General features: G+C 47.4%; 11 protein-coding genes. 9 read left to right on the top strand and 2 right to left on the bottom strand.

Translation table 11 applies throughout. The features are described from left to right. Positions 1 to 91: 91 nt before the first annotated feature. On the bottom strand, positions 92 to 1,519 hold the full coding sequence (locus tag ACFQ2T_RS13765; protein WP_379035400.1) for a CHASE3 domain-containing protein: 1,428 nt from the start codon (positions 1,517 to 1,519) through the stop codon (positions 92 to 94). Between the two features lie 381 nt (positions 1,520 to 1,900). On the opposite strand from ACFQ2T_RS13765, the gene ACFQ2T_RS13760 reads away from it, so the two are divergent. The 5 genes from ACFQ2T_RS13760 (at position 1,901) to ACFQ2T_RS13740 (ending at position 4,510) form a co-directional block, all read left to right on the top strand. After that, positions 1,901 to 2,317 (top strand): glycine zipper domain-containing protein, encoded by a 417-nt coding sequence (locus tag ACFQ2T_RS13760; protein ID WP_379035398.1) that lies wholly within the window; start codon positions 1,901 to 1,903, stop codon positions 2,315 to 2,317. A 75-nt stretch (positions 2,318 to 2,392) separates the two neighbouring features. Beyond that, the gene (locus tag ACFQ2T_RS13755) at positions 2,393 to 2,824 is read left to right on the top strand and encodes a hypothetical protein (RefSeq protein WP_379035396.1); all 432 of its coding nucleotides are present in this window, start codon (positions 2,393 to 2,395) and stop codon (positions 2,822 to 2,824) included. Between the two features lie 13 nt (positions 2,825 to 2,837). After that, positions 2,838 to 3,470 (top strand): response regulator transcription factor, encoded by a 633-nt coding sequence (locus ACFQ2T_RS13750; RefSeq protein WP_325238889.1) that lies wholly within the window; start codon positions 2,838 to 2,840, stop codon positions 3,468 to 3,470. Between the two features lie 117 nt (positions 3,471 to 3,587). Continuing rightward, positions 3,588 to 3,968: a response regulator gene (locus ACFQ2T_RS13745; protein WP_379035394.1), complete on the top strand. Its 381-nt coding sequence runs from the start codon at positions 3,588 to 3,590 to the stop codon at positions 3,966 to 3,968. A 47-nt stretch (positions 3,969 to 4,015) separates the two neighbouring features. Beyond that, on the top strand, positions 4,016 to 4,510 hold the full coding sequence (locus ACFQ2T_RS13740; protein WP_379035392.1) for a hypothetical protein: 495 nt from the start codon (positions 4,016 to 4,018) through the stop codon (positions 4,508 to 4,510). On the opposite strand, the gene ACFQ2T_RS13735 is transcribed toward ACFQ2T_RS13740, so the two are convergent. Continuing rightward, entirely contained in the window at positions 4,511 to 5,359 is an 849-nt protein-coding gene (locus tag ACFQ2T_RS13735; protein ID WP_379035390.1) for a TraB/GumN family protein, read from the bottom strand. 465 nt (positions 5,360 to 5,824) lie between these two features. Between ACFQ2T_RS13735 and ACFQ2T_RS13730 the strand changes: the two genes are divergently transcribed. From ACFQ2T_RS13730 to ACFQ2T_RS13715, 4 genes are read left to right on the top strand one after another with little or no spacing between them, the layout of a single operon-like run. Next, a complete protein-coding gene (locus tag ACFQ2T_RS13730; protein ID WP_379035388.1) occupies positions 5,825 to 7,975 on the top strand; it encodes a hypothetical protein in 2,151 nt (716 codons plus the stop codon). Positions 7,976 to 7,997: 22 nt separating this feature from the next. Next, the gene (locus ACFQ2T_RS13725) at positions 7,998 to 9,857 is read left to right on the top strand and encodes a GMC family oxidoreductase (protein WP_379035386.1); all 1,860 of its coding nucleotides are present in this window, start codon (positions 7,998 to 8,000) and stop codon (positions 9,855 to 9,857) included. 45 nt (positions 9,858 to 9,902) lie between these two features. Beyond that, complete coding sequence (locus ACFQ2T_RS13720) at positions 9,903 to 12,053, top strand: patatin-like phospholipase family protein (protein ID WP_379035383.1); 2,151 nt, start codon at positions 9,903 to 9,905, stop codon at positions 12,051 to 12,053. Beyond that, positions 12,028 to 13,842 carry a di-heme-cytochrome C peroxidase gene (locus ACFQ2T_RS13715; RefSeq protein WP_379035381.1) on the top strand — a complete coding sequence of 605 codons (1,815 nt, stop codon included), beginning with the start codon at positions 12,028 to 12,030 and terminating at the stop codon, positions 13,840 to 13,842. The genes ACFQ2T_RS13720 and ACFQ2T_RS13715 overlap by 26 nt, the downstream gene beginning before the upstream one ends. Positions 13,843 to 13,844: the final 2 nt, after the last annotated feature.

Raw genomic sequence — 13,844 nt, 5'->3', positions numbered from 1 at the left:
AATGATAAAGAGGAGCAGAAAGCCGGTCAGTCGTCCAATGACTGAATTGATTGTCAGAATACGACTACATTACGCTGGAGCAAGGAATATACTAGAAAGAAGCTTCTTCTTTGAGGTAGGGCAATAGCACGCGGGTGCTTGCGCCCTGTTGCGGTGAACTGAAAATTTCGTAATGACCACCAATGGATTCGACGCGGTTACGTAGGCCGTTAATACCGGTAGAAGTATTGTTCAAATGACTGGTGTCAAAGCCAACGCCGTTATCAACAATTTCAACCTTGATATATTGATCATCGTGCAAAAGATGAACGGCAACCTTGGTCGCCTGGGCATATTTGCTGCAATTATTCAGGCTCTCTTGCACTACCCTGTAAATAATCAGGCTCAGGGTTTCATTAATCAATAGCTCACGCTCAGGCATGATGACATCCATCTGCCACTGATTGCGCCCGCTTGCTTCATCCAGCAGGTTTTGCAGTGAAGCATTCAGGCCAAATGTCTTGATCATGGACGGATGCAGGTTCTGTACGATTTCTCTTTTGAAATTGATACTGCGGTCCAGATACTGGTTGGTCTTTTTGAGCTTTTCCGTGACTTGCGGTAGCTCATCCTTGAGATGCTTGATGGCCCAGGAAATATCCATCTTGATAGCGGTCAACAGGGAGCCCAGCTCATCATGCAATTCCCTGGATAATTGAAAGCGCTCGCGCTCAACATTGGTTTGCGCCAGCAATGCTTCGCCCTGCAGCTTGGTGCGCAGGCTTTGTATATTGCTTTCGTATTCTGTATTTTCATTGGTGAGCCGCTCGTGCAGCTTGGCTTTTTCAGCCAGCTCGCGCAGCAGACGCTTAATCACCAATACCACCAGTGACACAAAAATAAGCGGGCAAGCCATGACAAACCAGCGCATCATGCGGCGCGTGTTGTTACGCGTATCTGCCAGTTCAGCCCGGTAGTCTGTGACCTGTTTCTCGAACTGACGCGACAGCATCTGTATATTGCGGCTCTCCTTCATGCCTGAATCCAGCTTGACTACCGCCAGCGCCTTGTCAAACTGCCGCTTTTTCGCCAGATCAATGGTCACGCTCATCTCGGCCGACTTTTTGGCAATGCTGTTCACCAGCTCAGTCATATTGGTCTGAATAGCTGGATGCCTGGTCAGGTTGGTACGATCCAGTAGTTTATTAATTGTGTGAATATGCGCGGTGATTTGACCGGTCGCTTCATCATAAGGCTGAAAATAAGAATCTGAACGTGTTAGCAGATAGCCGCGTTGCGCACTCTCTGCAATCGCCAGGTGAGCACGTGTCTGCCAGGTTTCCATGATCAACCGATCCAGCGTGGAGACCGCATCTGTTTTTTCACTGGTGTTTACAATCAAGCGGTCATTGAATACCAGCATGGCGGCAGCGAGTACCAGACTGACGGTTAATAATGCCACAGTGTTCCCGCCAAAGGTCTCACCAACCTTTTCCATCCGATCAAGCAGCGCGAGAAGATAAACTCTAATATTTTGCATGGCAATGATTTGTTGCTGGATGTTTTAAATCAGCAATACTGACACCTGTTTTTTATGTTGCACTGGTTAATAAAGCACTGAGTGCATCATAACGGTGTTAGCCTTTATCAGCAATGCATAGATGCACGCCGCAAGGATGGATGCGCTTTGTCAGACGATTCTGACTCGCATATCGGTGACCATCTGATACGGCATGGCAAAGGCAATGCGTACCATGGCTACATGTTGAAAACACAGCGGGCAAATTAATCGCTCACATCTGAAACCTTGTGCCAGCTCAGCTTTCTTAACTTTGCAGCGTTATAAGGTTTTGCAAACGCTTTACAGATGAACCTTGTGTTTTCTTTGATTTGTAATCACCATTTAAATAGGAGTGCATATATGTTTAATTTTTCAAAAGACAATGTAGAACAGACAACTGACCGTTTGGCTCAACAATCTGACCAGGCGATTGAAGATATAGCAGCGCAAGTGAAGACTACTGCCAATGATTTGCTAGAGGCAGTGCAAGATACTGCAGATACGACCCAGGACAAAGCGAAAGAGTTGATCCGCACATTGAAAACAAACATTGATCGTTTGACCAATGAAGAAAGTGCTTCTTCAATTGCTTCTAAACTGAGCGCTGGCGCAAGTCGTGTAAAAGATCAAGTGCAGGATGAGTTCAACGAGAAATACAATAACCTGAAAGACAGAACAGCTGATACAGTGTATGAACATCCACTGGGCACAGTACTGGCAGCCGCAGGCGTAGGTTTGTTGCTTGGCTATCTGTTGGGTAACAAACGTCGTGATTAAATAAGAAGGAAAAGTATGTGGGTTAACCTCCTTAAATTTGCAACCATGTTATTTTTCAACCGGAAAATAACTTCCATGACAGATAACTTGTTGCACCTGCGCCATCATGTTGCAGACTACACCGAAGAGCGTGCAAAACAGATCAAGCAGGACTTTCAGGGGGAAACCGAGCGACTTGCCACCAGTCTGATCGGCATACTGGTGGTATTCTCCATGTTCATCTTCACCGGATTGTTGGGACTGATGTGGTTATTTTCGCTATTATGGGAGCATCCAAACCGCACCCTGATTTTGGCAGTAGCCATGTCTATCCCGGCACTGATTGGTGTACTTGCTTATTTTGCCGTGCGTAGGGTGTGGCAGAAAAAAACATTGTTCGCGAGCTCAATAGCTTTGATTAGCAGTGACTGGAATTTGTTTAGAACTGAACTGGCGGATGAAAAGCCAGAAGTGGATCAACCTGCACCAGCAAATGATGCTGATGCTGTACGTTCTGCAACCCGATAACGAGAAAATTATAATGAAAAGAATTCTTCTGGTGGATGACCACAGTATCGTGCGCGATGGTCTGCGCAATCTGATTGAACTGGAATCTGATTTGCAAGTGACTGGCGAAGCCAGCTCAGGTGCAGAGGCAATACAACTGGTACGTGAAAAAGAATTTGATGCCATGGTGCTGGATATTTCCATGCCGGACAAAAATGGCGTTGATACCCTTCATGAACTCAAACATGTGTCACCAACCTTACCCGTGCTGGTATTGAGCGGTTATGCCGAAGACCAGTATGCGCTGAACCTGATGCGTAACGGCTGTAAAGGTTACCTTTCGAAGAATGCGGATTCCGACGAAATTATCCAGGCAATCCGTACTGTTGCGGCCGGCAAACGCTATATTTCAGCCGAACTGGCTGAACTGATGACCAATGAACTCAGCCACCCATCAGAAAAACAACTGCACGAGACTTTATCTGACCGCGAATTCCAAGTGTTTGTGAAGCTGGCAGCAGGCCAGACACCAACTGCGATTGCCGATGAATTGTTTATCAGCATCAAAACGGTCAGCACTTATCGCAGCCGTATCCTGGAAAAAATGGCGATGAAATCGAACGCTGATCTTACTTATTATGCGATCAAGTATGGCTTACTTAATTAAGGGCGGCGCTCCTTCAAACAACAACCTTATCACGTCGGAACCTGTAGGCACCGGACTTACATCCAAACAGAATAAAATTTCATACAATGTTCACAGGGTTGTGATTGGCAAATGCTCATGTACAAATTATTGTTAGTTGAAGATTCTGCTTTGATTCGCGATGTGATAGTCGAGATGCTGCACGACTGTGAGCAACTGGCGATTGAAAATATTGCCACCACCAGTGACGAAGCTATCAATTTCCTCAATACTGGCGAATACGATATGGTGGTACTGGATATCGAATTAGCTAAAGGCACCGGTTTTGATGTGGTACGCCATACCCAGCAACAGAATTTCCCATTCAAGATACCCGACATTGTCATGCTAACCAATCATGGTAATGGTTACTACCGCAACCTGGCCCGCGATATGGGTGTGGAATACTTCTTTGATAAATCATTACAGTTTGATGAGTGCATGGAAGTGATCCAGCAACGTGCTGGTGTTCCGAGCTGAATCATTGAACCTCACTAATCCGATTCTTTAACGCCTGTGTGGCGCTTATGAATATTCAAACCTGGGAAATGCTCAGCTACATTGTCACGGTAGTCGGTTTACCGCTGGCGATTCTCACTTTTATGCTGGAACAGCGTAAAGAACGTGAAAATGAAGATGAAGAGGTATACCAGCTACTGGCCGACAACTACACCGATTTCCTTAAACTTGTGATGGCAAATCCAGACCTGCAATTGCGTTCATTGTCACAATCCAAAGAAATGACAGATGAACAGGAAGAGCGAAAACTGGTCTTGTTCGAGATCCTTATTTCCCTGTTTGAGCGTGCTTATCTTTTAGCCTATGACGAAGATATGCGTGGCAAAGCCTTACGCCGCTGGATGTCATGGGAAGACTATATGCGCGAATGGTGCGGGCGCAAAGACTTCCGCCAGCACCTGCCCAGATTGCTGGTCGGCGAAGATGCCGACTTTGTGGCGCATATCAGCAAAATCTCACTTGAGCTTGAGTCTAAAGAAGCACATTCACAAGCAAATGCTTGATTATTTCTTAATCGGTGTCAGTTTAAAACCGGCCTGTTTAAATGCCTGAATCAATCCCGTCGGCCCGGCCAGATGTGCCGCGCCCACTGCAATAAAAACCTTTTCCTGCTGTGCCTGTGCAATACCGCGTGCAGCCATGCCGACATTGCGTTCATCGAGTAATTTCACGCGCAGACGCTGCCATAGCGCTGGCGGCAAAATACCTCCAGTGAGTGTTTCATCAATATGCGCCACCCGTTCTGCATCCCCCGACAGATAAGCACGCATGAGCCGTTCAAAATCTTTTTCTTTTTGCGCTTCGCTACGTTTCAACACACCACGCAACATTAGCAACTGCTCATCCATGGTCAGGCTATCCATCACTGCAAAATGCGCTTGCGGTGTTTCCAGGCCCAGGATATTTTTATCCAGTTCTTCCGCTTTCGCCTTCAGCAAAAAGTCCTGCGCAAACGGCGTTTGCGGCTTGGGTAAGTCAAATATTACCGCAAGCAACCATGGCTTCATTTGCAAGACCGTAGACAATGGCATCACATGTTTATCTGCCAGCAAAGTAACCTGGTCCAGCTCAGTCTCGGACAGCACTTGCTTTAAATCACCTTGCGGCATCCGCAATAATTCGGCCTTGGGCGTTTCAGCCACCTCCAGCATAAACGTATCAACATTTTTTAATGCGTTGATCACCACAGGCGGAAAATCGGTCACCCGGTTATCATCAGTGTGCATGGTGCCGAATAAATAACTCACCTGTCCTGCAGGAGATTCCAGCTGCCAGAAAAGACTTTTTTCGGCTGCCGCACCAGGCAGGCTCCACAAAAGTCCTATCAGTATCCAACCTACTATTGCATGCATGCTTGATTCCCGCTGAAGAAGTTGCCAATGAGTGCTACAAAACCATTTCCGTAGAAGGTGACAATCCAAATGGCTTTGTTGCTTTTTTAACACTTAAAAACAATCCAATTACATTTAATTACAAATTGATTGCTTTATGAGGCCAGATATTATTAATATCTGATAAAACGAGCTTACAAAAATTTAGCGTGCGAATGCATAAAGCTTAAAGATGATTCAACCTGACAACATCCGAATCAGAAGGCGTCGCCAGCTAAATATAGATAAGGACATGCACTCCATTTATAAGTGTCCCATCAAGTCGTTAGCGCTGCAACTCAGTCAGTGATTGAAAGCATCTGAATCAATCCGTCATACCTGAGCATTTCATCAATATTAGCAAGCACTTGTTAGCTTTGGGATTCCGGCTTCAGTCATGAAGCACGTAAAAATAGCATCACGTCATACTAAAAAAAGGGAGTTACCGTGATCAATAGCAAATTGGGATGGGCTGTATTACTTGTCATTTTGGGAGGTGCAAGCATCTACACACTAACCCAGAAAAAAATCGTTGATTCTGCCCTGTCTGAAGGCAAGACGGTCGCAGACTTTCCCCAAACGGCCAGTGCATGGTTTGACGCCATGGACAATGGCGTGCCCCTAAATGATGAACAAAGAAAGGGCCGCAATACCTGGCTGTTGTGGTCTGGCGGTAATCAGGATTTTTGGGATTACATGGCAGGGCATAGTTTCGGCACTGTGGATTTACTCAAGATCATGGATAGCCGTAACCGCCGCGACCGTTTTAAATGGTTTGGCATCATCAACGACCCCGATATGCAACAAGCCAAATCGGCAGATCAATACGGCCTGTGGCTGGACACACCTAAAGATAAACTGGCATCAGATGTCGATGAAAAGGTTTATGGCAAACCTTCCGGCATAGTAGGTTTACGGCTTTACCCTAATCCTGCCTTTGATGAAAAGGCCAAAGCCAAATGGGATGGTGCGCGTTACTATCAAGACCAGGGCTATTACTACAGCTCAAAACTTGTTCGCCCCTACCGCGTGGGCATGACCTGTGCGTTCTGCCATGTGTCATTTCATCCTTTAAATGCGCCGACGAACACGGCAGAACCTGACTGGAAAAACCTGTCCAACAATATTGGCGCACAATACCTGTGGATTAACCGTGTGTTTGGCTATGATTTGAAACCGGATAATTTTATTTGGCAACTGTTCAGAACCAGCCCTCCGGGCGCACTGGATACCTCATTCATTGCAACAGATAATATTAACAATCCAAGAACCATGAATGCCATTTACAGTGTGGCGGCAAGGCTGGCAACGGGACATAAAGAAAAACAGGCGGGTGGCAATCTTGACTTGCCGAATCAGCAAGCCGAGATGGTGGTTCCTCACATTTTAAAAGACGGAGCAGATTCGGTTGGTATTTACGGCGCGCTGAGTCGTGTTTATGTGAATATCGGGCAATTCCACCAGCAATGGATCAAGAATCACAACCCGATTCTGGGTGGCTTGCCGCAATCACCATTTGAAATCAAAAACGCGATGCATAACTCGGTATATTGGCAATCCACCGCTGAGCGCGTGGGGCCCTTAGCAGATTTCTTTATTCAGGCTGCACAACCCACCGCTTTGCTAAGCACACCTGAAGGCGTCCGTTACCTCAGCCAGGACAAGAACGTCCTTCATAGGGGCAAAGAGGCGTTTGCGCAGCAATGCGCAAGCTGCCACTCAAGTAAACAACCAACCGCCGTGCCCGGCAGCGAGGAATACAAGACGCAGCTGTCAGCGATAGTCATGTCTGATGATTTTCTTAAAGATAATTACCTGTCTACCGATGCGCGCATCCCCATTACAAAATTGCAAACCAATGCCTGCAGCGCCCTGGCAACCAATAGTACTCGCAACCATGTATGGGATAACTTCTCCTCAGAAACCTACAAAACGTTACCTTCTGTAGGCGAAATTGTCATGGAACACCCTGTCACCGGCAAACCATTTAAATTCATGGCGCCGTCTGGAGGGCCGGGTTACCAGAGAGTACCTTCGCTCATTTCAGCCTGGGCAAGCGCACCGTTTCTACACAATAATGCTTTAGGCAGCTACCATCAGGACCCTTCAATTGCAGGCAGGCTGGTGGATTATGAGGATGCCATGCAAAAACTACTATGGCCGGAAAAACGCGATGGATTCGGATCTATCTATCGCACCACCGAAGAGAGCTGGATCAAAATACATCCTACTTTCATACCGGCAGTATTATCGCCCTTTCTTAAAGAGCTGGAAGATGACACTGGCAATATTGCCATCGGCCCGATTCCCAAAGGCACTCCGGTGAATTTACTGGCGAATATTAACTTCTCTCTGGAGGATAAAGACCAGCTCAAAAAAACCCTGAAGGTATTAATCAAAGTGAAAAAGGCGCTGATCCTTATTCACCAGAAAAACTTGAAAGGTGACGACGCCACGGCTGTGTTACTGCCATTAATAGACCCATTGATTTCCATCAGCAAATGTCCGGATTTCATTACAGACAAGGGCCACTACTACGGCACCAAGCTTAGTGACGAAGATAAAAAAGCACTGATTGAATACGTAAAATACTTATAAAAACCAACGTGGGAGCTCGATCATGGCACAGGACAATGAAGCCGAATTCGATTATGTAGTCGTGGGTTCTGGTGCTGGCGGCGGCACAGTAGCACCCAACCTGGCCAAAGCTGGTTACCGCGTGTTGCTGCTGGAAGCGGGTGGCGACGATGAACCCTGGAATTATCAGGTACCCGTCTTTCATCCTAATGCTTCGGAGGATGAAAGCTTACGCTGGGATTTTTTTGTACGCCATTATGCCAACGATGACCAGCAAAAACGCGACGGCAAACTAAGCACCGAACAAAATGGCGTGCTATACCCGAGATCGGGCACGCTGGGCGGATGTACTGCCCATAACGCCATGATCACCGTTTGTCCGCATAACAGTGACTGGGAGCATATCAGGCACATCACCGGAGATGACTCCTGGAGTGCCGACAACATGCGCAGCTATTTTCAGCGCTTGGAAAACAACCGCTCGCATCCGGTACAACGGTTTTTTGCCAAACTGACCGGCTTCAACCCCGGCCGTTTTGGATTTAATGGCTGGTTGCAAACCAGCATGCCAAGACCAGGCATCGATATCCTTAAAGATGCTGCATTGTTACAGCTACTCAAATACTCAGCTGTTAACGCTTTAAAGCAGATCGATACCCCCCTCAAAGTATTAAAAGCCGGACTCAATGCCCTGCTGGACCCGAATGACTGGCGTCAGGTTAAAAAAAGCGCGCAAGGCTTGTGCTACACACCTCTGGCCACAAAAGATGGCAAGCGCACTGGCACAAGAGACTTTATCCGGGCCATCCAGAGCCAATATCCTGACCGATTAGTGGTACGTACGCATGCTTTGGTGACGGAAGTATTGTTTGATGAAAACAACACCGCCATAGGTGTGGCCTATCAGGAAGGCAAGCATTTATACGCGGCGGATCCACGCTCCAAAATTGCCGCCAACACAGGCATCCTCAAAAAAGTCTTTATCAAAAAGGAAGTCATTCTTTGCGGGGGTGCTTTTAACACCCCACAACTGCTGATGCTGTCAGGCATAGGACCGGCAGAAGAACTGGCCAAACATCATATTCCGGTCAGGCTAGCTTTGCCTGGTGTCGGCAGAAACCTGCAGGACCGCTATGAAGTCGGCGTCGTCAGCGAAATGCATGCACCTTTTTCACTGCTGGACGGTTCTACCTTTAAAGGCCCTGCCCCGGGCGAAACACCAGACCCTCAGTTTGTTGACTGGTTAAAAGGCAAGGGCGTCTATACCACCAATGGCGCAGTCCTGGCTGTCGTTATCAAATCCAGCCCGGATAAGACTGAGCCCGATCTCATTATTTTTGGTCTGGCTGGAAAATTTTACGGATATTTCCCTGGCTATTCCGACATTATTACCGAAGGGCACAAACACTTTACATGGGCGATCCTGAAAGCCCACACCAACAATACCGGTGGCAGAGTGACCCTCAATTCCAGCAATCCTCAAGACGTGCCGAATATCAATTTCCACTATTTTGATGAAGGAACAGATACAAAAGGGGAAGACCTGGCTGCCGTAGTGAGTGGCGTTGAATTTGTGCGGCGGATGACAAAACAAGTCGACCATTTGATTAAACATGAAGTCGTTCCCGGTGCACACATAGATAACCGGGAAAAAATAGCAGACTTTGTCCGAGATAATGCCTGGGGGCATCATGCTTCATGTACCTGCAAAATTGGCGCAGATAATGACACTATGGCCGTCCTGGACAGCCGTTTCAGGGTACGCGGAACAAAAAATCTGCGCGTGGTAGACGCATCTGCTTTTCCTAAAATACCGGGATTTTTTATTGTGTCTTGCGTTTACATGATAGGTGAGAAAGCTGCTGATGTGATTCTCGAGGATGCTAAATCACATCAATCCTGAGGTATCCACGGCATATAACAGTCTACGCATTGATGGAGAAACATAATGAGCCTGATCCATGATCACCAGTTTGATATTCATCTGGAACACCAGCATATTGAAGAGCACAGGCAACGCTATGGTTTAGGTGATAGCAAGCAATATAGCGCTCTGGCGATTTCTGGCGGCGGTGTGCGCTCTGCCTCTTTTGCACTGGGCGTCATGCAAGGCCTGGTATCTGCCGATATCATGAAAAATGTAGACTACCTGTCTACAGCATCAGGCGGTGGCTATATAGGTTCAACACTGACCTGGCTGCTTAACCAGATAAATGCATCTCAGCCACAACAGCCTGCGAGTGTTGAAGCAGGCCACTTCCCCCTGGGCAGAATAAAGGCTGGCAACGGTAACAATAATGCGCCTGACGGCAATGCTGAGCTCGACTTTATCAGGCATCACAGCAGCTATCTCACGCCAACCAAAGCCTTAAATTACATCTCCCTGTTAGCCGTCATACTGCGCTCCAGTTTCGTCTCAATCACCACTTATTTTCTGGCGATTTCAGCTTTGCTGTTTATTTTTGTTAGCCTGGGTGCGTTTGAGCCTGTTGTTACTTGCGTTACGGACTGGTTACCGGAGGTTTTGACCTATAACTGGTTTTTGCTGCTGGCGGCGCTGATGGTATTTGTATTCGCATCCGGCTCTTTTATTTATGCCGTTTTCACCCGTATTCTGGCTTCAGAATCGCTTTATCAACCCCGCACCAGATTACAGACTTTTTTTGGCAACCTCATTTATGGCGGCGTGATCGCACTGATACTGGCAAGCATTCCGCTATTGCATGCGCTACTCACTCACCTGGGTAGTCTGTACACAGAAAAAGGCTTTGCCGGGTTAAGTACATTCCTGGGGTTTGTCATGGGCGTCATACAGTTTTTCCGCTTGAGAAAAGGTTGTGTCAATGACAAGCGAAGCCAGCTGCTTATTTTCGGCGCAGCGACCTTACTCATTTACGGCCTGTTCTTTTCTGCTTATTTATTAGATCTGGCTATCATCAACCATGAGCGGCCCATTTTGCTGATGATAGTCTTATTTATAGCGGCAGGCGTGTCCGGCTTGTATATCAACACCAATTACATCAGCCTGCACCGCATGTATCGCGACAGGCTGATGGAATGTTATTTACCCAACCTGGAGAACATCAGAAAAAATATCTGGGGCTATGCCTCCGTTGCAGATCAAACCGGGCTGGACCAGATGTGCCAAGGCCCTAACCAACGTCCCTATCATATTATCAATACCAACCTGGTGCTATCGACTTCAAAGAAAGTGCAATATCAGTCAAGAGGCGGCGATAGCTTTATCCTGTCGCCACTGTTGTGCGGATCTACTGCCACAGGCTGGGTGCGCACTGCGTCCTGGTTAAAAGATACCCCAAGCAGTAGCGGTATGACACTGGCCACGGCTATGGCTGCATCCGGTGCATCAGTGAATCCCAATGCCGGCAACAATAGCCGGGGAATGGCAAGAACACCTTTTATTTCTGCCGTACTTTCCCTCTTGAATGTACGACTGGGCATCTGGGCGACTAACCCACGTTTTTATGAAAGAAAACTCAGTAAGCCTGCTTTTCTTACAACGTTGATCAAATCCTTCAACGAAAACGAGGCCCAGATTGAACTCAGCGATGGAGGACATTTCGACAACCTGGCAATTTATGAGTTAATCCGCCGCAGGGTGAATATCATCGTCGCTTCAGATGCGGGTGCAGACAAGCACTTTGTATTTGATGACCTTGGTAATTGCATAGAAAAAGTACGCGTGGATTTTAATGTGAATATCCGCTTTAACGACCCGCTATTCACACTTGATAATTTACAACCTGGCAGCGCCGGGGCAAGCCAGCGCGAAATATTGAAATATGGCCTGGCAAAGAATGGATTTGCCATTGCCACTATTGAATACCCGCCTCTTGATGATGAAAATCAAACGCCTGTATACGGCACCTTGATTTACATCAAAGCCACCATGGTTTCTGAACTGCCGGTAGATGTGCTTAACTTCAAAGCCTCGCATCCGGACTTCCCGCATGAGCCTACTTCAGACCAGTTTTTTAATGAAATTCAATTCGAGGCCTACCGTGAATTAGGCTACCAGATCACAAAAAACATGGTGAAGGAATGCAATAGTCATGCCTGGCGAAAACATTTCATTTGACCCTAGCCAGCTATTTTCGAGAGCCATGATGAAAAGAATAAAATCACAGGTCACAGCCACTTTGTTAGTGGCGCTTGCCATCACCGCATGTTCTAAACTCCCTGAATATCACGCCGTGGATGAAACCCACTGGCTGGACCAGAACTGGTCACCCGATATGTGGAACCAGTTTTACCATGTTGCCCAAGGCACAGAAATCATGCCTTACAAGTGGTTTCTTGCTTTGGAAGAGCCAGTGATCAAGCTGCATGGTGAAGTGCCCCTGGTAAAAGACATATCCAATTTGGGCAGATATGGTTTCTTACCAGACGCAGCGAATGCCAGTAATAACCCGGATGGCCTGCCGGTGGGCTTTGTCAAGGATACCGCATTCAGGAACCCATACTCCGGCAAGCAGCAAACCATGCTTGGTTTTACCTGCGCAACGTGCCATACCGGACAACTCAATATCACTACAGCGCAACAATTAAGGGTTGGATTGCGGATTGATGGTGGTCCTGCAATGATAGATTTGCAGACTTTCGAAACAGACCTGGCAAAAGCCTTGATTTTCACCGACAAAGTACCTTTCCGCTTTGAAAGGTTTGCCAAACGTGTGCTTGGTGAAGACTATACGCCGGAGGCTGCAGAAAACCTGCATCAGGAACTGAAAGTCTTTCTTAAAGCAGGCTTCAGAGAACTTAAATTAAATACCTTCAAAAAGATATATCCGCATGCACCGGGGTTTGGTCGCGTTGACGCACTCAACCGCATTAACAACCAGGTGTTTGGCTTACAGCTGGATGAAGACAATATGCATACAGCCGATGCACCGGTGGCTTATCCGCACATTTGGGAAACCAGCTGGTTTTCTCATGTGCAATACAATGGCTCGGTGCCCAACCCTTTGCTACGTAACATTGGTGAGTCGCTGGGAGTGAAGACGCCTATTGTGCTCACCGGCGACGCATCTAACTGGTATAAAACGGCTTCTCATATTGATAACCTGGTAGTGCTTGAACAATGGCTGGCGGGCAATGCCCCTTATCAAGGCTTGAGAGCGCCACAATGGCCAGAGCAGTATCTCGGAAAAATAGACCAAGGCAAAGCACAAGCCGGGAAAGTGCTGTATACCCAGCATTGTGCCAGCTGCCACCTGCCACCACATACAGAACTTATGCAGGACCTGCATGAGGAGCAGCCCAGATTCTGGACCAAGCAAAATACTTTGGGTCAACGCTTGTTAGATACTCCGATGGTGCCACTCGATCAGATCGGTACCGACCCAAATCAGGCCAGCGGTTTTGTAGAGCGGACTGTAAATACCAAACATTTGGGGTTAGGGGAGATGAACGCTGGTGTAGCGCTGGACACTATAACCAGGCTAGTCGCAGAGCGTTATTTTAAAGAAAACAATATTCCGCCTGATCAGCAAATCATCATGGGCAATGGGCACAAGGTCGGCAGTGAGCCGCCAGTGGCCGAGCGCCATTACAAAGCCCGTCCCCTCACAGGTGTGTGGGCGACTCCGCCGTTTTTGCACAACGGTTCAATTCCTACGCTTTACGCCTTGCTATCGCCTCTGAGCGAGCGTCCTGAACATTTTTATTTAGGTACGCATAACTATGACCCGCTACATCTCGGCTATCTGAGTACCGAACAGGCTGGAGGCTACTTGTTCGACACCACTATCAGCGGCAACCATAACACTGGCCATGTATTTGATGACAATCATGACCAGGGGACTATAGGGCCCAAGCTCACTGAGGCGCAACGTTGGCAATTGCTTGAATATCTGAAAACCTTGTAAAT

This window comes from Methylophilus flavus, from assembly GCF_042678905.1.
GTDB classification, from domain to species: domain Bacteria; phylum Pseudomonadota; class Gammaproteobacteria; order Burkholderiales; family Methylophilaceae; genus Methylophilus; species Methylophilus flavus.
Note: the sequence above shows the minus strand (reverse complement) of the source record. Positions and strands in the feature narration are given on the sequence as shown.

Coding starts and splice junctions, on each gene's coding strand:
- ACFQ2T_RS13750 (WP_325238889.1), top strand. CDS start 2,838: ATGAAAAGAATTCTTCTGGTGGATGACCACAGTATCGTGCGCGATGGT.
- ACFQ2T_RS13725 (WP_379035386.1), top strand. CDS start 7,998: ATGGCACAGGACAATGAAGCCGAATTCGATTATGTAGTCGTGGGTTCT.
- ACFQ2T_RS13715 (WP_379035381.1), top strand. CDS start 12,028: ATGCCTGGCGAAAACATTTCATTTGACCCTAGCCAGCTATTTTCGAGA.
- ACFQ2T_RS13760 (WP_379035398.1), top strand. CDS start 1,901: ATGTTTAATTTTTCAAAAGACAATGTAGAACAGACAACTGACCGTTTG.
- ACFQ2T_RS13765 (WP_379035400.1), bottom strand. CDS start 1,519: ATGCAAAATATTAGAGTTTATCTTCTCGCGCTGCTTGATCGGATGGAA.
- ACFQ2T_RS13755 (WP_379035396.1), top strand. CDS start 2,393: ATGACAGATAACTTGTTGCACCTGCGCCATCATGTTGCAGACTACACC.
- ACFQ2T_RS13745 (WP_379035394.1), top strand. CDS start 3,588: ATGTACAAATTATTGTTAGTTGAAGATTCTGCTTTGATTCGCGATGTG.
- ACFQ2T_RS13720 (WP_379035383.1), top strand. CDS start 9,903: ATGAGCCTGATCCATGATCACCAGTTTGATATTCATCTGGAACACCAG.
- ACFQ2T_RS13735 (WP_379035390.1), bottom strand. CDS start 5,359: ATGCATGCAATAGTAGGTTGGATACTGATAGGACTTTTGTGGAGCCTG.
- ACFQ2T_RS13740 (WP_379035392.1), top strand. CDS start 4,016: ATGAATATTCAAACCTGGGAAATGCTCAGCTACATTGTCACGGTAGTC.